This is a genomic window from Maritalea porphyrae, from assembly GCF_030159895.1.
GTDB lineage: Bacteria > Pseudomonadota > Alphaproteobacteria > Rhizobiales > Devosiaceae > Maritalea > Maritalea porphyrae.
The window spans coordinates 1,732,957-1,753,559 of sequence record NZ_BSNI01000002.1; the positions used below are offsets into that span (position 1 = coordinate 1,732,957).

General features: G+C 50.9%; 20 protein-coding genes. 11 read left to right on the forward strand and 9 right to left on the reverse strand.

The window, feature by feature from the left end:
* Positions 1 to 13: 13 nt before the first annotated feature.
* Positions 14 to 268: a 30S ribosomal protein S18 gene (rpsR, locus tag QQL65_RS11875; protein WP_379863329.1), complete on the reverse strand. Its 255-nt coding sequence runs from the start codon at positions 266 to 268 to the stop codon at positions 14 to 16.
* Between the two features lie 12 nt (positions 269 to 280).
* Positions 281 to 649 (reverse strand): 30S ribosomal protein S6, encoded by a 369-nt coding sequence (gene rpsF / locus QQL65_RS11880; protein WP_284366282.1) that lies wholly within the window; start codon positions 647 to 649, stop codon positions 281 to 283.
* 332 nt (positions 650 to 981) lie between these two features.
* On the opposite strand from rpsF, the gene QQL65_RS11885 reads away from it, so the two are divergent.
* From QQL65_RS11885 to gmk, 9 genes are all read left to right on the forward strand, one after another.
* Entirely contained in the window at positions 982 to 1,605 is a 624-nt protein-coding gene (locus tag QQL65_RS11885) for an imm11 family protein (RefSeq protein ID WP_284364799.1), read from the forward strand.
* A 169-nt stretch (positions 1,606 to 1,774) separates the two neighbouring features.
* Positions 1,775 to 2,224 (forward strand): GNAT family N-acetyltransferase, encoded by a 450-nt coding sequence (locus QQL65_RS11890; RefSeq protein ID WP_284364800.1) that lies wholly within the window; start codon positions 1,775 to 1,777, stop codon positions 2,222 to 2,224.
* Positions 2,225 to 2,273: 49 nt separating this feature from the next.
* Entirely contained in the window at positions 2,274 to 3,218 is a 945-nt protein-coding gene (gene fabD, locus QQL65_RS11895) for an ACP S-malonyltransferase (protein WP_284364802.1), read from the forward strand.
* Between the two features lie 38 nt (positions 3,219 to 3,256).
* Positions 3,257 to 3,994: a 3-oxoacyl-[acyl-carrier-protein] reductase gene (fabG, locus tag QQL65_RS11900; RefSeq protein ID WP_284364803.1), complete on the forward strand. Its 738-nt coding sequence runs from the start codon at positions 3,257 to 3,259 to the stop codon at positions 3,992 to 3,994.
* Positions 3,995 to 4,208: 214 nt separating this feature from the next.
* Entirely contained in the window at positions 4,209 to 4,445 is a 237-nt protein-coding gene (locus QQL65_RS11905; RefSeq protein WP_269392120.1) for an acyl carrier protein, read from the forward strand.
* Between the two features lie 23 nt (positions 4,446 to 4,468).
* Entirely contained in the window at positions 4,469 to 5,737 is a 1,269-nt protein-coding gene (gene fabF, locus QQL65_RS11910; RefSeq protein ID WP_284364806.1) for a beta-ketoacyl-ACP synthase II, read from the forward strand.
* A 103-nt stretch (positions 5,738 to 5,840) separates the two neighbouring features.
* Positions 5,841 to 6,944 carry an endolytic transglycosylase MltG gene (gene mltG, locus QQL65_RS11915; protein WP_284364808.1) on the forward strand — a complete coding sequence of 368 codons (1,104 nt, stop codon included), beginning with the start codon at positions 5,841 to 5,843 and terminating at the stop codon, positions 6,942 to 6,944.
* Between the two features lie 57 nt (positions 6,945 to 7,001).
* Positions 7,002 to 7,895, forward strand: coding sequence for a YicC/YloC family endoribonuclease (locus tag QQL65_RS11920; RefSeq protein ID WP_284364810.1), 894 nt, complete (start codon positions 7,002 to 7,004; stop codon positions 7,893 to 7,895).
* Positions 7,896 to 8,038: 143 nt separating this feature from the next.
* The gene (gene gmk / locus QQL65_RS11925; protein ID WP_284364812.1) at positions 8,039 to 8,680 is read left to right on the forward strand and encodes a guanylate kinase; all 642 of its coding nucleotides are present in this window, start codon (positions 8,039 to 8,041) and stop codon (positions 8,678 to 8,680) included.
* Between the two features lie 362 nt (positions 8,681 to 9,042).
* Here gmk and rsmA read toward each other — a convergent pair whose 3' ends face one another.
* The 6 genes from rsmA to QQL65_RS11955 all read right to left on the reverse strand — a co-directional run bounded on the left by rsmA (position 9,043) and on the right by QQL65_RS11955 (position 16,379).
* Positions 9,043 to 9,894 (reverse strand): 16S rRNA (adenine(1518)-N(6)/adenine(1519)-N(6))-dimethyltransferase RsmA, encoded by an 852-nt coding sequence (gene rsmA / locus QQL65_RS11930; RefSeq protein ID WP_284364815.1) that lies wholly within the window; start codon positions 9,892 to 9,894, stop codon positions 9,043 to 9,045.
* A complete protein-coding gene (pdxA, locus tag QQL65_RS11935) occupies positions 9,895 to 10,914 on the reverse strand; it encodes a 4-hydroxythreonine-4-phosphate dehydrogenase PdxA (protein ID WP_284364818.1) in 1,020 nt (339 codons plus the stop codon). It lies immediately after the preceding gene.
* 6 nt (positions 10,915 to 10,920) lie between these two features.
* The gene (locus tag QQL65_RS11940; protein ID WP_284364820.1) at positions 10,921 to 11,823 is read right to left on the reverse strand and encodes a peptidylprolyl isomerase; all 903 of its coding nucleotides are present in this window, start codon (positions 11,821 to 11,823) and stop codon (positions 10,921 to 10,923) included.
* An 86-nt stretch (positions 11,824 to 11,909) separates the two neighbouring features.
* Entirely contained in the window at positions 11,910 to 14,207 is a 2,298-nt protein-coding gene (locus tag QQL65_RS11945; RefSeq protein WP_284364825.1) for an LPS-assembly protein LptD, read from the reverse strand.
* The gene (locus QQL65_RS11950) at positions 14,204 to 15,280 is read right to left on the reverse strand and encodes an LptF/LptG family permease (RefSeq protein ID WP_284364826.1); all 1,077 of its coding nucleotides are present in this window, start codon (positions 15,278 to 15,280) and stop codon (positions 14,204 to 14,206) included. The genes QQL65_RS11945 and QQL65_RS11950 overlap by 4 nt, the downstream gene beginning before the upstream one ends.
* Positions 15,273 to 16,379 (reverse strand): LptF/LptG family permease, encoded by a 1,107-nt coding sequence (locus QQL65_RS11955; protein ID WP_284364828.1) that lies wholly within the window; start codon positions 16,377 to 16,379, stop codon positions 15,273 to 15,275. The genes QQL65_RS11950 and QQL65_RS11955 overlap by 8 nt, the downstream gene beginning before the upstream one ends.
* 178 nt (positions 16,380 to 16,557) lie before the next feature.
* Here QQL65_RS11955 and QQL65_RS11960 point away from each other — a divergent pair, with 178 nt between their 5' ends.
* On the forward strand, positions 16,558 to 18,051 hold the full coding sequence (locus QQL65_RS11960) for a leucyl aminopeptidase (protein ID WP_284364829.1): 1,494 nt from the start codon (positions 16,558 to 16,560) through the stop codon (positions 18,049 to 18,051).
* A gap of 33 nt (positions 18,052 to 18,084) precedes the next feature.
* Entirely contained in the window at positions 18,085 to 18,531 is a 447-nt protein-coding gene (locus QQL65_RS11965; RefSeq protein WP_284364832.1) for a DNA polymerase III subunit chi, read from the forward strand.
* A gap of 34 nt (positions 18,532 to 18,565) precedes the next feature.
* Here the strand turns inward: QQL65_RS11965 and QQL65_RS11970 are convergent, their stop codons facing one another.
* Complete coding sequence (locus tag QQL65_RS11970) at positions 18,566 to 20,593, reverse strand: NADPH-dependent 2,4-dienoyl-CoA reductase (protein WP_284364835.1); 2,028 nt, start codon at positions 20,591 to 20,593, stop codon at positions 18,566 to 18,568.
* Positions 20,594 to 20,603 lie beyond the last annotated feature (10 nt).

The window sequence follows — 20,603 nt, forward strand, 5'->3', positions numbered from 1 at the left end:
CCAAAATCTGGGCTTACTTCACGACGTAAGGAATAAGACCCAAGAAGCGTGCGCGTTTGATCGCACGAGCCAATTCACGTTGTTTCTTTGCAGATACAGCGGTGATACGGCTTGGAACAATTTTACCACGCTCTGAAACATAACGTCCCAACAAGCGTACATCTTTATAGTCAATCTTTGGAGCGTTAGCGCCAGAGAATGGGCAAGTTTTGCGACGACGTTGGAACGGACGACGTGCTTGAGAAGTTGTTAGATCACGAATTGCCATCTTTATCTCTCCTTAGAAGCGACGTGGACCGCGACGGTCACCGCGATCACCACGGTCGTCACGTTTTTGCATCATTGCAGAAGGACCTTCTTCGTGCTCATCAACACGAACAGTCATGAAACGAAGGATGTCTTCGTTGATGCGCATCTGACGTTCCATTTCAGCAACTGCAGCAGCAGGCGCTTCGATGTTTAGCAATGTGTAGTGCGCTTTACGGTTCTTGCGAATCCGATATGTCAGGGACTTAAGACCCCAATATTCGGTTTTGCCGATTGAACCGCCATTTGATGTGATCAATTCACTCAATGTCTTCGTCAACTCTTCAACCTGTGAGGTCGAAACGTCCTGACGAGCCATGTAAATATGCTCATATAGTGGCATATCTTTCGCCTTTTGTTTGTTTTCAACAACGTTCATCCGCCGGCGCAAAGCCAATTTGGAAACCGTGAAAAGGCGTCCAAAAGAATTTCACAAAGAGCGGGAACACGGGAGGCCGATACCGTTCCTGATATCATTCGGTAAGCAAAAGCAAACCGACCCTCCGTTCAGCCCCCGGCCAAACGAACTGGCGCTACCTACATGGCATCCCGCAGAATTGCAAGAGTTTTTAACGGCTCATGTGGTAGTTCGATGTCGACGAGATAAAATCAATCCTTAGACCCAAGCAATGATTCAGATGCGGAGACAGTGAAATGAGCGAAGAAACAGTTTGGGTGAACAACTTCCCTTCGGATTCAACAGTGACGACATATTTGAGAGGAAATCATGCGTTTAATGGTTCTGACTCTGCCGCCGCAAAAACTTCGTTGAAAGCTCTTGAAGCCCACGAACGAGGTGGTGGTGGTGCGCCAGATGAATGGTTCCCGACAGAGGCTTATGGGATCTATCCCGACAAGAAGGTCAAGAGAGTTTCTTGGGATCTATTTTCGATGGATGGCTTTATGACTTTCTCAAAAAAAGCCAAGGAAGCTGTTGAGCACTTGGATTTTGGCGGTGGGAAGTTTTTGCCGCTGCCAATTTTTGAAAATGATCGCATCACGCCAGTGCCAGGCGAATATTTTATTTTGAATTACAAGGGACACAAGGAAGCTGTTCTTCCAGAACAATCAAAGCACATAGAGCAAATTTATCCACCAAAAGACATTTGGGGGCTTCAAGACTGGTTGTTGGAAGATGGAGACGTGGCGGTTTCTCGTGCAGCACTTGATGGACCACATGTATGGACCGATGCACCGCGTTTGCATTCAGCAATTTTTTTTAGTGACCAGTTTGTGAAAGCCATTCGCAAAGCCAAGGTCAAAACAAGAGTTAATTTTTGGAGTTGCCGCGTTATTTAGCGGGGAAAAGAGATTAGGGAAGATAATCCATTCATAGACAAACTGACCGATCAGTGAAAAAGAACACTCTTAACTTGCACATATAGATGCCAACATCGTAAAATGAACATCAATTGATCGCGCATTCGAGTTCTGAATTGCGCGATTACGCGTTAAAGAGGCCAATAATATGTCTAAAGTACAAGTCCGCGCTGTTGAACTCGCTGATCGTGCCAAATGGGGCGAGCTTTATGGTGCATATGCGCGCTTTTACAATTCCCCTCAGACTGACGAGATGCGTGATACGGTATGGGCATGGCTCCAAGACGAAGCCAACGGCCTGTTTGGCCTCGTGGCTACGGACAAAAAGGGCGATCTTGTTGGTATTGCGCATTGTCGTGAATTTGCACGCCCTCTAGCGGCGTCCACTGGGCTTTTTCTTGATGATTTGTTCGTGGATCCAGATAGCCGCGGCAGCGGCGCTGCCGAGGCCTTGATTGCGCATATACGTCAAATGGCTGTGGACAAGGGCTACACGATCGTGCGCTGGATTACCGCTGACAATAATTATCGTGCACGTGGTTTGTACGACCATGTTGCACGCAAAACAGACTGGCTAACCTACGATATTCAGCTATAAAGCGGCCAGTTACAAAAATTCTTTGTTATCCCGATAAAAGGCGACAAGCATGACAAAAAGAGCACTCACTTTTCCAGGACAAGGCAGCCAAGCTGTTGGTATGGGCCAAGATTTGGCGATCGAATTTGCCGAGGCACGTGCCGTTTTTGAAGAAGTTGATGCAGCGCTTGAGACAAAACTCTCGGCCATCATGTTTGAGGGCCCAGAAGAAACATTACGCCTAACCGAAAACGCGCAGCCTGCTTTGATGGCCGTTTCGATGGCTGTTGTCCGCGTTCTTGAGGCCAAGGGCGTAAAAATTGCCGATATTGCGGACTATGTTGCTGGCCATTCATTGGGCGAATACTCGGCGCTATGCGCGGCAGGTTCTTTGTCCATTTCGGATACTGCGCGCCTGTTGCAAACGCGCGGTCGCGCAATGCAGCAAGCAGTACCAGTGGGCGAGGGCGCAATGGCTGCGATACTTGGACTTGAGCTTTCTGATGTTGAAGAAGTCGCTGCAGCTGCTGGTCAGGGCGGCGTTTGCGACGTGGCAAACGACAATGCGCCAGGCCAAGTTGTGGTTTCTGGTGCAGCTTCAGCGGTTGAGCGCGCGATTGAGTTGGCAAAAGCAAAAGGCGCAAAGCGCGCCATGTTGTTGCCAGTTAGCGCGCCATTCCACTGTTCGATGATGGGCCCTGCGGCCGAAGCCATGGAGGGTGCGTTGGCGAATGCAGACCTTCAGGCGCCGGTTGTGCCTCTTGTCTCAAATGTGTTGGCATCACCAATAACCGACCCTCAAGAGATTAAACGTCGCTTGGTCGAGCAGGTTTGTGGCAAAGTGCGCTGGACCGAATCTGTTGCTTGGCTCAGCGGTGAAGGTGGTGTTGAAGAACTGGCCGAGTTGGGCACAGGTAAAGTGCTTTCAGGACTTGCACGCCGCATCAATCGTGATGTAAAGGCAGTGCCTTTGAACACGGCAGCAGACATTGAAGCCTTTGTTGCTTCTTTGTAGAACATAATAAATAGCCAAATTGGGGAAGTGCGACAGATATGTTTGATCTTACCGGAAAACGTGCATTGGTAACAGGCGCAAGCGGCGGCATTGGTCGCGCTATTGCGCAAAAACTTGCCGATTGCGGCGCAGAAGTTGCGCTTTCTGGCACGCGCGTTGAAAAGCTTGAAGAAGTTGCGAGTGCCATTTCAGGCAAAACGCACATCGTGCCGTGCAACCTTTCAGACCTTGAAGCCGTGGATAAGCTTATTCCATCCGCTATCGAGGCAATGGGTGGCTTGGATATTTTGGTCAACAACGCCGGCATCACGCGCGACAACATCTTCATGCGCATGAAAGACAGCGAATGGGACGACGTTATTGCGGTGAACCTTACTGCAGCTTTCCGTTTGTCACGCGCAGCGGTTAAAACCATGATGAAACAACGTGCTGGCCGCATTATTGGCATCACGTCTGTTGTGGGTGTAACTGGCAACCCTGGACAGGGCAACTACGCTGCGTCTAAGGCAGGTTTGATCGGTATGTCGAAAGCGATCGCGCAAGAAGTTGCTAGTCGCGGCATTACTGTGAACACCATCGCGCCTGGCTTTATCGCCTCTGCAATGACTGATGAGTTGAATGACAAGCAGCGCGACACCATATTGTCGACAATTCCAACGGGCCGTTTGGGTTCTGCGGACGAAGTTGCCGCAAGCGCAGTATTTTTGGCAAGCGATGAAGCAGCATACGTGACTGGCCAAACCATCCATGTGAATGGTGGTATGGCAATGATATAGTTTGACGCGTTTTGGCCACAATTTGCGGGTTTGTGCACAACATACCTAACGAATGTGGTCAAACGCATCAAAGTATGATAATGCCCCCAACCAACACGGGCCCAAGGCGCCAAAGTTGGCTAAAATGTGGTAGGTCCACATTGGGGAACTTGTAAACATGACGGTGTGAGAGTAAGCCGTTAGGTAAAATTAAATTGGCGAAGAGGAATAAAATATGAGCGATGTATCAGATCGCGTTCGCAAGATCGTTGTTGAGCACCTAAATGTTGAAGCCGACAAAGTGACAGAAAAAGCCAGCTTTATTGATGATCTTGGCGCGGACTCGCTCGATCAGGTTGAGCTGGTTATGGCGTTTGAAGAAGAATTCAGCGTTGAGATCCCTGATGATGCTGCCGAAAACATTCAAACATTCGGCGATGCTGTTTCTTTCCTTGAGAAAGCTGTAAACTAAGATAACGAACTGCGAGTGCCTATATGACTTTACGTAGGGTCGTCGTAACCGGCCTGGGAATTGTAAGCCCACTCGGTTTTGGTGTTGATGCTACATGGGGCAACATTCTTGCCTCAAAAAGTGGCGCAGCCCGCGTAACGGATTTTGAAGTAGATGATTTGGCTTGCCAGATCGCCTGTCAAATACCGTACGGGGACACTTCTGAGGGTAAATACAATCCAGACGATTGGATGGAGCCCAAAGAACAGCGTAAAGTTGATCCGTTTATTGTTTACGGAATGGCAGCAGCCGGTCAGGCAATTCAAGACAGTGGTCTTGAATTAAAGACCGAAGAGCAAAAAGAACGAGCCGGTGTTCTCATCGGCTCGGGCATTGGCGGTATTGGCGGCATCTATGATGCCTCAATTACCCTGAAAGAACGTGGCCCACGTCGGGTCAGCCCGTTCTTTATCCCAGGTCGCTTGATCAATCTCGCGTCTGGTTATGTTTCCATCAAGCACGGCCTTAAAGGCCCAAACCACTCTGTGGTCACCGCTTGTTCAACGGGCGCACACGCTATTGGCGATGCGGCACGTTTGATTGCGCTGGATGATGCGGACGTGATGGTTGCTGGCGGCACAGAATCGCCGGTGAACCGTTTGTCGCTGGCTGGGTTTGCAGCTTGTCGTGCGCTATCCACTGGGTTCAACGATCAGCCGGAAAAAGCATCTCGCCCATATGACAAAGACCGCGATGGCTTTGTTATGGGAGAGGGCGCTGGTATTGTTGTTCTGGAAGAATATGAACATGCCAAAGCACGTGGTGCCACCATTTATGGCGAAGTAATCGGCTATGGTTTGTCAGGTGATGCACATCACATCACAGCACCTGCAGATGATGGCAATGGTGGTTTCCGCTCAATGTCTGCAGCACTGAAGCGGGCCGGCATTGCAGCTTCTGATATTGACTATATCAATGCGCACGGCACTTCGACCCCATTGGGCGACGAGATTGAACTTGGTGCTGTAACTCGACTGTTGGGCGATGCCGCCTCGAACGCAGTTATGTCATCAACGAAATCGGCTGTTGGTCACCTCTTGGGTGCAGCAGGTGCTGTTGAGGCAATTTTCTCCTTGTTGGCCATGCGCGACAATATTGCGCCACCAACAATCAACTTGGAAAATCCATCAGTTGAGACGGAGATTAACTTGGCCGCAAATGCGCCGGTAAAGAAGGAAATCAACGTTGCATTGTCAAACTCATTTGGGTTTGGCGGCACAAATGCTTCGCTAATTTTCCGTACAGCTGAATAAAGCGCTGAATAGTCCGTAAAAATCACTAGTTTCCCCTTGTTTTGCCGCAATTGCGGCACCAAAATGCGCGCAACATTTTCACCGAATGCGAGTAAAAGAAGCAGTGGCTAAGCGGGTTAAGAAGAGAAAACAACAAAACGGTTTCATCCAAACGCTCAATGCTTTTTTGACATTGATCGTCATTGGCTTGGTGGCCGCTATTGGGCTTGTGTATTTTGGCCTGACCAAATTCCATGAACCTGGCCAAATTCAAGCCGATACCGTGTTTGTCGTTCCCGAGGGCGCGGGGTTGAATGCCATTGCTGGCAAGCTTGAAGACGAAAAAGTCATCGATAACCGCTATGTTTTCCGGTTCGGAGCCTATGCGACCGACCTAAATGGCGGCCTAAAACGTGGCGAGTATTTGCTGCCTGCCGATGCAAGTATGCGCAAAATCCTGGACACGCTCATTGAGGGCCGTCCAATTCAATATAGCGTTACCATTCCCGAAGGGTTTACCTCTTGGCAGGTGGTCGAGCGTTTGAATTCAAGCAAAGATCTAACTGGCGAAATCACCGAATTGCCGGCTGAGGGCACGTTGCTGCCTGACACATATTCATTTGAACGCGGCAGTTCACGCGCGAAAATCATCGAAGAGATGACCAAAGCGCACGATGAAACTGTGGCGCAGATTTGGGAAACCCGCCAGGCAGATTTGCCGATCGAGACAATTGAAGAATTTGTCATTTTGGCATCGATTGTTGAAAAAGAAACCGGCCTTGCCGACGAGCGCCCACAGGTTGCGGCTGTTTTCATCAACCGTTTGAATAAGGGTATGCGCTTGCAGTCTGATCCGACAATTATCTACGGAATCAATCAGGGGCAGGGACCACTTGGGCGCGGCCTAAAGCGTTCTGAAATCGACAAAAAGACCGATTACAACACCTATCAGATTGATGGATTGCCAATTGGACCAATCTCAAATCCCGGTGTGGATTCCTTGAAGGCTGTTGCCAATCCTGCTGAAACTGATGCGCTCTATTTCGTGGCGGACGGTACGGGCGGTCACGCTTTTGCCGCAACTTACAAGCAACATCAGCAAAATGTAGCAGCTTGGCGCAAGATCGAAAAAGAACGTCAGCAAGCAGCGGAAGAGGCAGCAAAGAAAGCAGCCGAAGAAGCGGCTGAAAGCCAAGAGGGCGAGGCCGCTCAAACTGAAAACCAATAGCCACTGCTCGAAAAGGGGCAATGGTTGCCCCAGCAGTGAGGCGAAGGAATGCGACAAATGACCAAACCACTCGCTAGTATGACTGCTTTTGCCCGCGGGTCCGGCGTTGCACAAGGCTGTCGCTTTGCAATTGAGGTCAAAACCGTCAACGCCCGCGGCCTTGATATCCGCTTGCGCGTCGCCCAAGGCTTGGATGATTTGGAGCATTTGATCCGCAAGAAAATATCGGATCGGCTAAATCGGGGAGCAGTCAATTTTTCGCTCAACATCACCAATGAAAATGCGCAGACCGAGGTCACTGTTAATGAGCAAGCGTTAGGCACAGCGCTTGATGCCATTGATACCCTTGCAGGGCGCATAGAAGCGGATCGCCCGCGACTTGATGGCATTCTGGCGCTTAAGGGCGTGTTGGAAGTCAAAGAAGCGGAGCTGACTGAAGCGGCGAAGCAGGAGCTCAAACAAGTAATCCTGCAAGAGGTCGATATAGCACTCGATGATTTGGAAGAGGGGCGTCGCCTAGAGGGCGCGCAATTGCTTGAGGTGATTGTTGATCGGTTGCAAAAAATCGAAAAGCTCACTGAAATGGCTGAACAAAACCCTTCTCGCAGCCGAGAGGCGATTCTTGAGCGTTTAAAGGAACAAGTTTCAACGCTGGCTGAATCAGAAACAGGTCTTTCCGAAGAACGCCTTCATCAAGAGGCTCTTGTTTTGGCAACTAAAGCCGACATACGCGAAGAGTTAGATCGGTTAAACGCCCATGTGAAAGCTGCTCGCAAGCTCATCAAACAAGGCGGCCCTGTAGGGCGCAAGTTTGATTTTCTTGCCCAAGAATTCAACAGAGAAGCAAACACGCTTTGTTCAAAAAGCAACAATGTGGAACTCACCGCAATCGGATTGGATCTAAAAGCGGCGATCGACCAACTGCGCGAGCAAATCCAAAACATCGAATAGCGGCTAAGTTAAAACCCACAAGAAGTTTGCGTCGAATCTGCCGTTTGGGGTTGAATTATCCGTGGCATTCGGCATGTTCTCAATCCAGTTGCACTGCTATGTTGTGCACCACCTGAATCACTTTGACTGGTTGGATTGGATCTATGTTTCAACGTCGTGGCATCATGCTCATTCTTTCTTCGCCATCAGGCGCTGGGAAAACTTCCATATCTCGTGCGATTCTACGCCAAGATGACAATATCCAACTCTCCGTTTCTGTGACCACGCGCCCTAAACGCGCAAACGAAGTCGATGGGGTAGACTACCACTTCAAGACTGTTGACGAATTTAAGCAAATGCGCGAGGCGGGGTTGCTGCTCGAATGGGCAGAAGTGCATGGGAATTTCTACGCCACGCCTAAGGCTCAAATCGACGAGCTTTTGGACGCTGGCAAGGATGTTTTGTTCGATATCGACTATCAAGGTGCGCTGCAATTATACGAGAAATGCGCGGATGATATTATCGGAATATTCGTGCTGCCGCCCTCAATTGCAGAGCTGAAACACCGCCTCGAACGGCGTGCGGACGACAACGAAGAAGTGATTAAGCGACGGTTAAAGACAGCACGTCAAGAATTGAGAGAATGGAACAAATATGACTATGTCATTGTTAACAATGATCTCGATAAATCTTGCACATTGGTAACAGAAATCATCAATGCAGCCCGCATACAGCGTAGCCGCCAATCCAATTTGTCTAGCTTTGTCAAAGGTTTGCAGGACGAATTGGAATCAATACTGAAATGAGTTGCATTCGTCTACTAAGATTTGAATAGGTTCGCAAAATCAGGTTTTTGAGTGTGTACAAATTGGTATCGCTCTGCTACAGTGAAGTCGCTACACGTTAGGCGGGTAGTGATGGGAGGAGACAATTTTCTGCTTCACCCTGATCTGTCCATAAGGGGCTTAATGTAAGCGCTCACAATACTTGGTTCAGGCATAAATTTTGCTATGCCCACCCGCTCGTGGTTCGAGCGGGTGTTTTGCGTTTTAGGGGTAAGTTTTTTGAACCTCTAGTCCAAATCGGACGGCTTGTCCGGCAACCAAATCCTCAGATTCTCGTTCAACAAATGCGAACAATGAATGCGACAGGACAACCGTAGGTTTCGTTATGCAGCCTTTGTGTGCTGTTCAAATGCAATCGCGAGTTGCACAAATTGTTCAACGCTCAGCTCTTCAGCGCGTTCAGTGCCCTTAATTGAAGCGGCTTCATAAAGCGGCTCAAGCTCAATGCTGAGCGCTTTTAAGCTCTGGCGTAACATTTTCCGTCGCTGGCCAAATGCGGCGCGGGTTATCGCTTCAATACTTTTGATATTTGGCGTCCCGGTCATCTCTTTCGGGATCAAATGTGCAATTGCGGAGCTGACCTTTGGCGGCGGTGTGAAGGCTGCAGGTCCCACATTGAGTGCGATGTGTGCATCTGTCATCCAGCCGCAAAGAATGGCCAGACGCCCATAAGCTTTGGATTTTGGTTCTGCACAAATCCGATCAGCAACCTCTTTTTGAAACATCAAAGTGAGGCTTTCGAAAAGCGGTTTCTCAAATTGGAGGTGAAGCCAGCCTGTCAGAAGCGGCGTTGCGATGTTGTAAGGAAGGTTTGCCACCAATTTGGTTGGGCCATCCGCAAGTTGGCGATAGTCAATCTCCATCGCGTCTGCGCTGATGACCTCCAATCGGCCGGGATAAGCATCTGCGATCTCTTGTAAGGCGGGGAGGGCGCGCCCATCGCGTTCAATAGCAATGACTTTCTTTGCTCCCTCGGCCAGCAGGCCGCGTGTAAGTCCGCCTGGCCCCGGTCCCACTTCAATGATGGTGGACTGGTCCAGAGGTGACGCAATTCTCGCGATCCGCGCGGTAAGATTGAGGTCGAGTAAAAAGTTTTGCCCAAGTTCTTTCTTGGCGCGCAGGCCGTGGCGATTAATTACATCGCGCAACGGCGGTAGATCATCAATTTGGCTCATTCAGGCAGCGCCCTTGTTGGTCATCTTGTCAGCAAGCATAATTGCTTCATACATGCTTGTCGGCGATGCGTCACCCGTGCCAGCAAGGCTTAACGCCGTGCCATGATCAGGTGATGTGCGTACGATTGGCAGACCTAGGGTGACATTAACCCCGGCATCAAAGCCAATCGCCTTCACCGGAATAAGGGCTTGGTCATGATACATGGCGACAATCACATCGTAACCTGACCAAATATGCGGCGCGAATGCCGTATCAGCGGGCAAAGGGCCATCCGTGCGAATGTCAAACCGCTCTTTGAGTTCTGCAAGCGCTGGTTTGATGATTGTCTCTTCTTCGTCACCCATGGCACCATCTTCGCCCGCATGCGGGTTAAGCCCAGTTACACCAATGCGTGGCGCTGCGATTCCGAATTTTTGCTGTAAATCGTGGTGCGCAACACGCACCGTCTCAACAATTCTGCCGACGGTTAGTCGTGAAAAGACTTCTTTTAGCGATATGTGGATTGTAACAGGGATTGCGCGCTTTTCCTTGTGCGCAAGCATCATCACCGGGCGCGGCGACACACCATTCTCGCCACAAAGCGCTGCGAGAAACTCCGTGTGTCCCGGATATTTAAAGCCAGCCTCGTAGAGGTTGGATTTGTGAATTGGGGCGGTGACAATTGCGCGACATTCATCGCCCCGAACCGCCGCAACTGCAGCCTCAATTGAAGATGTCACAACACCAGCATTTTCTCGATCAAGGAAACCCGGCGCATCTGTGGCCGTCGCACCAACCTCAATTACGGGCAGGGTATCGCTTTCGAGATCGACAGCCTCAGAGATATTACTGATCTGGCAAATATCTAGGTCGAGTTGCAAACGTTCGGCGCGCGCACTTAAAAATGCCGCGTCGCCAAAAACCACCATGTGCGGCAATGGTTTCTTCTGCTTGTTTGCGAACAATTGCAGGGTAAGATCGGGCCCAATACCCGCTGGTTCACCCAATGTAATGGCAATTGGTTTCTTGATTTGCGCCATCTGCAACTAGCGTTTCTCGATGCTCGCTTCTTTGCGTAGCTTCTCTAAATAGGCATCTGCTTCGCCCTCAAGCTTTTCAGTGCCCACTTCGTTGCGCAACTTGTTTTTCACAAAAGTGAGGTCTTCCGCAGCACTTTTTTGGCAAATGGCCAACATTTGAACGCCGTTTGCAACAGTGCGCGGTTTGGATATCCCACCAACAGGGAGTTTCGCCAGTTCAGCTGCAACCGGATCTGGAAGTTGCGTTGAATGACGGCGGCCAAGTTTGCGCACCGCAGCATCGCGATAAGAAAGCGACAACTCAACGGCACTGTCACAGCCGTTGAAGTTTTTCCGATATTGGTTCGCTTGAGATGTCCTAGACTTTACAGAACCACCAGCCGAGTTCAAAAAGACAACTTCGGTCAGCATGTAGTCGTAAGATGTTGTGTCGCCGAGTTTTTCTTTGGCAGCCAAATCTAGGTCCAAATCAGAAATCTGAACCTTTTGGCGTAGCACTTGGGAAACAACGGCCTGCCATGCATATTGCGCGCGCAGTCGGTCTTTTAGGGTTTTGCTTTGCACACCTGCTGCATTCAAAATCTGGTTGAGCTTGCTCACGCTCAGCTTTGCGTTGATCGCAATGCGTGTATACGCCTTGTCGACCGCTTTTTCGTTGGCTTCAAAGCCCAAGCGACGCGCTTCAGCCAGCATCAGTGCTTCATTGATCAGCTCTTCTTCAGCAAGTCTGCGTCGATCCGCATTGGATTTGCCCTTGCGCTCCAAGCGCATGAACAAGGCCCGCTGGTTGATGTCATGATCTGTAATGGTCTTGCCGTTTACAACAACTTTGACCTGTGCCGCATAGGCAGCGCCAGTAACAGATGTCAAACTCAAAAGAGCGATAAGGATCAGACCAACGATGCGCATCAGATATTCCTGCAGTTTGAATTTTTGCTTGATTGCCGTGTTAGCATGAGTGCGCAAACAATGCGGCCTTTTTTTGAACAGGTGACCTACAAATTGTGATCGTAGCCAACATCAGCCAGCATTTTTAACTTCAGCTTGATGCCAATCCGGTCACCTTCGAAGCCACCACCGTTTGAGCGGTAGTAGACGCTGCCTTCGGTATAGTTGTCGTCATAGCCAAGCGAAACGCCATAATTGCTGATTTGTGACGTGATCAAATCGTAGCGTGCGTCGCCACTAACGCTCCAATAATCGTCAATTGGAACGGTGATGTTGCCACCGATTTCATGTCGATCTGCCGTGACCCCAGGTGCCATATCTTGTGATTGATATGCATAGTCGATACCGCCTGAGAAGTATTCACCTGAGTATTTTGCGGCGATCATGCCTCGTTCGATTGTCGCATCGCTTGGGTCTAGAAGTATTTTTCCGCCCAGCTCAACACCAACGAGGGGCGCGCCCTTTGCGCCAATAACAATGTGCGAGAGGCCATCAACCACGCCAGACCCTATGCCTGTCTGAGTTGGATTTGCAATTGTGGCAGAGTTGGTGCCGCCAATTTGGACGGACTGTCCAATCGTCAAATCAAACCAGCGACCATCTGCTAGATCGGCGTGATAAGTGACGCCAAAGCTCGCTCGTGTACCTGTTTCTTGACGGTCAGTGCCGGAAAAGCGGTTGAAGCTAAATAGGTTGGTATCGTCGAACACAAAGCTTTGCGCATTTTCATTCGTGATGCCAGGTGTCGCGTTCCCGCCGCGCGATACAACCTGCAGGCGAGGGGTCACAAAGTGTGTTGCTTCTTGCGTTTTGCCCATTAGCGGCCAGCTAACGTCCAGTGCGGCAATAGGCGTGATGGAATGCGTAACAGCAGCAGCTGGAGCGTCTGCATGACCACTTGCACCATCATATTGTGAGATGTCACCGCGAACGCCAATATAGGGTGAAATCAAAACACCGCCTGGCATGGTCCACTGATCGCGCCAGGCGGCCTGCACCATGGCATGGGTCTTTTCACCCGCAAACCCCTGAACATATTCGGTGCCGCCAACGGTCGACGACGTATCGGCATCGCGCGTAATTCGGATGAGTTGACCATCCAGCAAGAACTCGCCAAATCCATTTGGGGCACTCGTGACGTGATGGCCAGCAATTGAGGGGAGGACTTGACCCTGCTGGCTTTCGATGGTGGCACCGCTTTCGCCTAATCCAACATAGTACTCAGCACGTGCGTCTAGATATGCGTTGTCGGTGAGCTGGGTTGCAAAAATGCGTTGTGTCGCATAATCGCCTTCACGACGCCCCTTCGTATAGTCAACCGGAAATGAGCGGTCTGAAAATGTCGAAGCTTGGACGCCTGCTGTCCACCCACCATTGAACGAAAAATCGGCCCGGCCTTGCACGCCACCGCGAAAATTTGTGTCGCCATTCTTGCCAGCGTATGCAGATGGGTCGAGTTGATAAATACCCCAGGCGTCAACCGCGTAGTTTCCAAACCCTATTTGTTTGTTCCAGTTCAGCTCACCCAAAACGCCTTGGCGCGTGTAGATTTCAGGCGTTAACGTTACGCCCAATTCCGGCGAGTGGAATACAAATCCAGGATAGACAACCGCTAACCCTTTTTCCGCGCTATAGGAAACGCGGCTACGCATCAGATTCTCTATGTCGGTAAGCGAGGGGTCTGGGATCGTCAACCAAGGTAAGTAGGCAATCGGAATGCCTGCAATTTCTAGCGAGCCCTGCGCAAAGTGGATGGTCTTTTTTTCCGTATCTCGGACGACCGTCGCAGATCGGATGCGCCATCCAATCTGTCGGCCATTCGAATCGACGCAGTTGCCACAAGGCGTCACGGATGCGTCATCAAGCAATAGTGTGTTGCCTGGTCGGATTTCAGCGTCGGCAGCAGTCAGACGCAGCCCATCGCCGGTCTCAAAAACAAGCGACTTTAAAAAGCCTTGTCGGAATCCACCGAATAGCTCAGCACGTTCGGCAATATATTGTTGGCCATCTGGGCCACGCACTGCTACAGCGCCAATGAGTAGTACTTTGCCTGTTTTTTGGTTGTACTCGGCGCGCTCAGCTGCAACCAAATAACCATCGGCTGACAGACGTACATCCCCAGTTGCAATCACCAACGACGTAACATTGTTTACGGTGAGATGGTTGGCCGAAACCAACATTTGGCTGGTGGTGGAGAGCTTTTGATTTGCAAAGAAATTTGTCGGAAGAAGCTGATCAGCGCTTGCGATTTGAGTAGACGCAACAACAAAACCCAACACAGCACTTGTGTTGAGCAATAGGTGTCGCCAGCTACTCCAACCCGCGTGGTTACGCGCTACACTCATCCATCTTCCTTCCACAACAGCACGCTTGTCCCGATAACAATTGCGACTATTGCAGGTCCCCATGCGGCCAATGTTGCGTCCATCACTCCCGAGCTTCCCGCCCGTTCAAGCAATTTCGTGACAACATAAAGCACAAACCCCAACACAATACCATACAGAACTTGGCTGCCGGAAGTGCCATGCCGCCGGTAGCCCACGGTAAATGCAAACGCGATTAACAAAGAACCAACAAACAGTGCAGGCAGTGCTTCGCTACGACGTAGTTTTGTAAATGCCTGAGCGACGTTATTGTTATCTTTTTCAACGGTTTGGATGAACTCGCGCAGCGTAAATATATCCATTTGATGGATTGAACCAATTTGCAGATTTATCGATTCTTTACTGGCGGTGGTCGGTAATTCCAAACGGCTAAACTGTTGTTGCTCACCATCAGTGGTGATGTTGATGCCGCGCTCCAAAATCCAGCTGTTGTTTTGATAAGTTGCGGCTTCGGCGATAATCTGCCGCCCAAGCTCATTTTCTGCACTGTATTCGTAGACTGAGACATCGCGCATTAGCAAACCATCGTCCGACAAATGCTTTGCGCGAATGAAATACGCTTGATTGCCATTTTTTTGCGCAATCCAGCGGCCGCTACCTTGGCTGATAAGCTGCGATTCTTTTACGACCCCAAGCTGTTCTTCAACCTTTTGTTTTCCCAAAATTATTGCGGATTCGCCGATATAACTCAGGAAAAACCCAAGTAAAACCATTGTCGCGACTGGCACCGCCAATATGCCCCAAATGGAAACGCCGCTGGACTTAGCCACGATCAATTCGCGGTTGTTTTGCAAGTCAATAAGCGCCAAAACAGAGCCAACCAAAATTGAGATTGGTAGCAAGTCATTTGCCCAGCTAATTGCGGACAATCCGACGGATGACAGCGTTAGCCAAGGACGTTCAAATAAGCCAAGATCGGCGCGATTGCCAACCTCCACTAATTCGATCAGTGCCACCAAGCAGAAGAACAAGAATGTAACCAAAAGAACGGAGCGTAGTATGTTGGTAGCAAAATGGCGGCCAAGTCTAAGCATGTAGGGCCCCCTTTAGCGATTTGGGCAGAATTGTAAAAATGCCATTTCTCCAAGCAATGATTGCCGTTGGGATCAGCGGCAGCAGCGGGATCAGATAGATCAAAACCACATATCCCGCATCACCGCCGGCAAGCTGCTTTGCGGTGGCGCCAAGCACTTTTACAAATATGCCCGTGCCCAATATGACCACGTCGGCGCTTATCCAGCGTTTTGATCGCATAGGGCGAGGGGTCATGGTTACCGCGAAGGCAAAAAGCACAAGCGAGAACAAATAGATCGCAGAGGCAAAACGGTCATGCAGCAAGGCAACATGACGTTGGTTCGCCGCACCTGCCTGAATGAGCGCCATAACTTCTAAGCTGGAAGGTTCAACCGCTGCAAAAAGGTTGGAAGAAGCGAGTTCACGCACTGCAACGCTGTAGGTGCCAAATTCCAACGTCGACATTGTGTTCGTCTTAGTATTGAAATACTGGATCGCGCCATCTTTGAGTTTAATGTAGAGCGTGTCATCGGCCCGGGATAGCTGCGATTGCGCAGCAAATGTCGTTTGGTTTTTCTCAGGATTTCGGCTGTCATGCAGGAAAAAGCCCAAACCCGTCCCGTCTTCAGCGCGCCCCTCAATCATCAAAGTCAAATTCGGGGCAATGCTTGTAAACTGCCCAGGGCGGGAGGAGTTTGCAATCAAATCCGCATTGATTTCATCTGCTCGCAACGCCGCGAGTTGGTTGGTTTTTGGCACCAATTGATGTGCCAACGTCACGTCAAAAATGACGCCAACCAGCAAAAACAACCCGATAGATTGCCACAGCGGCTTTAGGCCGACACTTGAGTGGATTGGAAACAGCTCTTTGCTGATTTGCAGGGCTTTTAAACCGCGCGCGACACCAAGCGCGACGCATAGATACAATATGATGCTGATGACTTCTGGAATGACCAAAACGGACTGGGTAAATAGGGTGACAATGCTTTGCCCCTTGGAGGTGACAACATCAATCGTGCGTAACAATTGCACCATCCAGCCCAAAAAGGCCAAGAGCACAATAAAGCCAAATGAAGTGGCTACATATTTTGAAAATAAATAACGCGCAATCAAAGTCATATTTGCTGTTTTGCCATGAAGGTTCAGTAAGGGAAAGCCATCAATTTGCAATCACACAAGTTGATAAGCGGATTTGGCCATTGAACTTTCAATTTTCGCAGCGCAGGATGTGGAAAAACGAACATTGGTGGCGAGTTCTCGCAACACCGTGGCCAGCCAATAATTCCGGGATAGATAAATGGACCAAACTCTCAAGCTCAAAATCGATAGCTTTAAGGCGCCAAAAGCCAAACATGTGTGTTTGCTGGTGGCAGATGAATTGAAAATGGCGGATCAGAGCGCCGAACTTTGGAGCGCAACCGGGCTTGACCTTGCAACGCTATCAAAAGCCGCGAAGTTTGAAGCGAAAAAGTCTAGTTTTTTCAATATTTACGCCGCGGATGGTTTGGATGCCGATCATGTGATTTTGGCGGGTATAGGCGATTTGAGCGCTGAGACAGACATTAAAGAATTTGCTTCTGCAGGCGGCACCATTGTCAACAAACTGCGCGGACTTAACGTTGATAGTGCTGAAATTGTTTTTGATATCGAGGCAAGCGCTGAACAAATTGCCGCGTTTGCGGCCGGGCTTCGTCTTGGCCACTACCGTTTTGACAAATACAAAACCAATCCAGGCAAAAAAGAAGATGATTTGCCGCCAGCTGAACTGAAGCTGACATTGCAAGTGGCGGACAAAAAGGCTGTGACCACAGCTGACAAGATTCGTGATGCGGTGACCCAAGGCACCATTTGCGCGCGTAACTTGGTCAACGAGCCTGCCAACGTGCTCGGCACGGAAGAGTTTGCGCAGGCGGCAAAAGACTTAGAAGAACATGGCCTAGAAGTTGAAATTCTTGACGAAAAGCAGATGACAAAACTGGGCATGGGCGCCCTGTTGGCGGTAGGCTATGGCTCTCGTCGCCCTTCACATCTTGCCATCATGAAATGGAATGGCGGCAAAAAAGGCGATGCGCCAATCGCCTTTGTGGGTAAAGGCGTGGTTTTTGATAGTGGCGGTTTGTCGATTAAGCCCGCCGGCGGCATGGAAGACATGAAGGGTGATATGGGCGGCGCGGCGGCCGTGACCGGCATTATGAAAACCCTTGGGCTGCGCAAAGCCAAAGTGAACGCTGTGGGCGTCATTGGCTTGGTCGAAAATATGGCAGACGGTAACGCCATGCGCCCAAGCGACATCATCACCTCAATGTCGGGCCAAACCATCGAAGTGTTGAATACTGACGCTGAGGGTCGCCTGGTGTTGGCCGATGCGCTTTGGTACACCAAGGAGAACTTCAAGCCTAAATTCATGGTCAATTTGGCAACATTGACTGGCGCAAACATGGTGGCGCTGGGTGACCAGTATGCGGGTCTTTTCTCAAATGATGATGACTTGTCTGCAAATCTAACCCAAGCCGGTTTGGACACTGGCGAGCGCGTTTGGCGCATGCCGATGGGTCCAGAATATGACAAGCTGATCAATTCAAAGTTTGCGGATATGAAGAATATCGGTGGCCGTTGGGCAGGGGCGATCACCGCAGCACAATTCCTCAAGCGTTTTGTGGGCGAGGTGCCTTGGGCGCACATTGATTTGTCGACAGCAATGAATGTGCCAGCCACCCCAATTTGCAAAAGCTGGGGCACAGGTTTTGGCGTGGCACTGCTCGACAAGATGGTGCGTGACCACTACGAGTAGGCTGAGTAATCAAAAAAGGATCGGTAAACGAACTTGACCGAAATTCTTTTCTACCATTTGGAGCAGCGCCCCGCAGAGGCGGTGCTGCCCCTTTTGCTTGAAAAAACACTGGAGCGTGGTTGGCGAGCCGTGGTTGAAGTGGGCGATGAAAGCGCACTTGATCCGCTTGATGCTGCGCTTTGGACCTATCGTGATGATAGCTTTTTGCCCCATGGTATTGGGGACGGGGAGCGGGCTGCAGATCACCCAATTGCGCTGGTGGCAGGTCAGGTGAACCCCAACGGCGCACAATTGCGGTTCTACGCCAAAGGCGCTGTGCCATCAGAAGGTGGCGACTATGAGCGGGTTGTTTACATGTTTGATGGGCACGACCCAGACGCAGTCACCCGCGCTCGTGAGGCATGGAAAGCGCTAAAGCCGGATCATGATCTTACCTATTGGCAGCAAGAGCCAAACGGCAAATGGGTGAAAAAAGCTTAAACGGCAAAATATGCCTTAATGTAACTCCCAACTGTTAGAGCGACATGGCCAAGCGTGTGCCTTGATTTATGGCGCGTTTGGCATCCAGTTCGGCGGCAACATCTGCGCCCCCAATGATGTGGCAGCTGACGCCACGTGCTTTAAGCGTGTCAGCCAGAGATCGTTCTGGAAGCTGTCCGGCGCAAATCACCACATTGTCGATGGTAATCACTTGCGGGTTTTCGCGCTCCTCACCAAAGGAGATGTGTAGGCCATCGTCATCGATACGTTCATAGTTGACGCCACCAATCATTTGGACATTCTTCATCTTGAGCGCGGCGCGGTGTATCCAACCCGTGGTCTTGCCCAAATCCTTACCAAGTGCTTTGGCTTTGCGCTGCAACAACGTGACCTCGCGCGCAGGAGCGTGTGGCTTTGGTCCAGCAGGTGCGAGACCGCCGGGTGTCTCATCTGGATCGCCTACACCCCATTCTTTCCGCCATTCCTGAAGGTTTTCGGTCGAGCTTTTGCCCTCATGAACCAGAAATTCGGCGACGTCGAAGCCGATCCCACCCGCACCGATAACGGCGACGCGTTTGCCCACGTGTTTCTTGTCGCGCAGCACGTCGAGATCGCTGAGCACCTCTGGACGGTCCTCGCCGGGGATTCCGGGCGCGCGCGGTACGACGCCCGTTGAAACGATTACTTCGTCAAAGTCGGTCAGATCATCCGCTGTTACTTCGGTGTTAAGCCGCACGGTTACGCCTTCTGCCGCTACCATCTCTTCGTACCAGCTAACGAGTCCCCAAAACTCTTCTTTGCCAGGAATTTGCTTAGCCAAGTTGAGCTGCCCGCCAAGCTTATCAGCGCGGTCGAACAGGGTAACATCATGGCCGCGTTGCGCTGCGGTGATCGCAGTTGAAAGCCCGGCTGGACCTGCGCCAACCACAGCGATTTTCTTCTTTTTCGTCGTCGGCTCAATGCGGAGTTCGGTCTCGTGACACGCGCGGGGGTTGACCAGACAGGATGTCAATTTGCCTGAAAAGGTGTGATCCAAACAGGCTTGGTTGCAGGCGATGCAAGGGGCGATCAACTCGGCTTTGCCCGCCGCTGCCTTTGCGACGAAATCGGCATCGGCCAGAAATGGGCGTGCCATCGACACCATGTCGGCACAGCCCTCCGCTAGCACCTCTTCAGCCACGTCTGGCATGTTGATCCGGTTTGAGGTGATCACCGGGATGTCGACTTTGCCCATCAACTTCTTAGTGACCCAAGCAAAGGCACGGCGCGGCACCGAGGTGGCAATGGTTGGAACGCGCGCCTCATGCCAACCAATTCCTGTGTTGAGTATCGTCGCGCCCGCTTTTTCAACTGCCTGCGCCAATTGCACCACCTCGTCATGGGTTGAGCCATTGGGGATCAGGTCGATCATCGACAAGCGGTAGATGATGATGAAATCCTCGCCAACTGCCTCGCGGCAACGGCGCACAATTTCAATCGGCAAGCGCATCCGGTTCTCGTATGGTCCACCCCAGCGATCGGATCGTTTGTTGGTGTGGGTGACGAGAAACTGGTTGATGAAGTAACCCTCGGAACCCATAATCTCGACGCCGTCATAGCCCGCCTGACGCGCGCGAACGGTGGCTGTCACAAAGTCTTGGATCTGCTTTTCAATGCCTTCTTCATCCAACTCTTTTGGGGGAAAGGGCGAGATCGGTGACTTGATTGGTGACGCCGAAACACAATCGGGACCATACGCGTACCGCCCCGCATGCAGGATTTGCATGGCAATCTTGCCGCCCTCGGCGTGCACGCGGTCAGTCACGATCCTGTGGTTGTTTATGTCTTCATCCGTAAAAAGTCCCGCAGCGCCGGGAAATACGCCAGCCTCTTTCGACGGCGCCATACCCCCAGTTACGATCAGTGCCACACCGCCACGGGCTCGTTCGGCGTAGAACTGGGCGACACGCTGCCAGTCCTTGGTTTCTTCCAAACCAGTGTGCATCGAGCCCATGAGCACTCGGTTTTTCAGCGTAGTAAAGCCAAGGTCAAGCGGCGCGAGCAGATTGGGATAGGCAGTCATATGGGGTCTT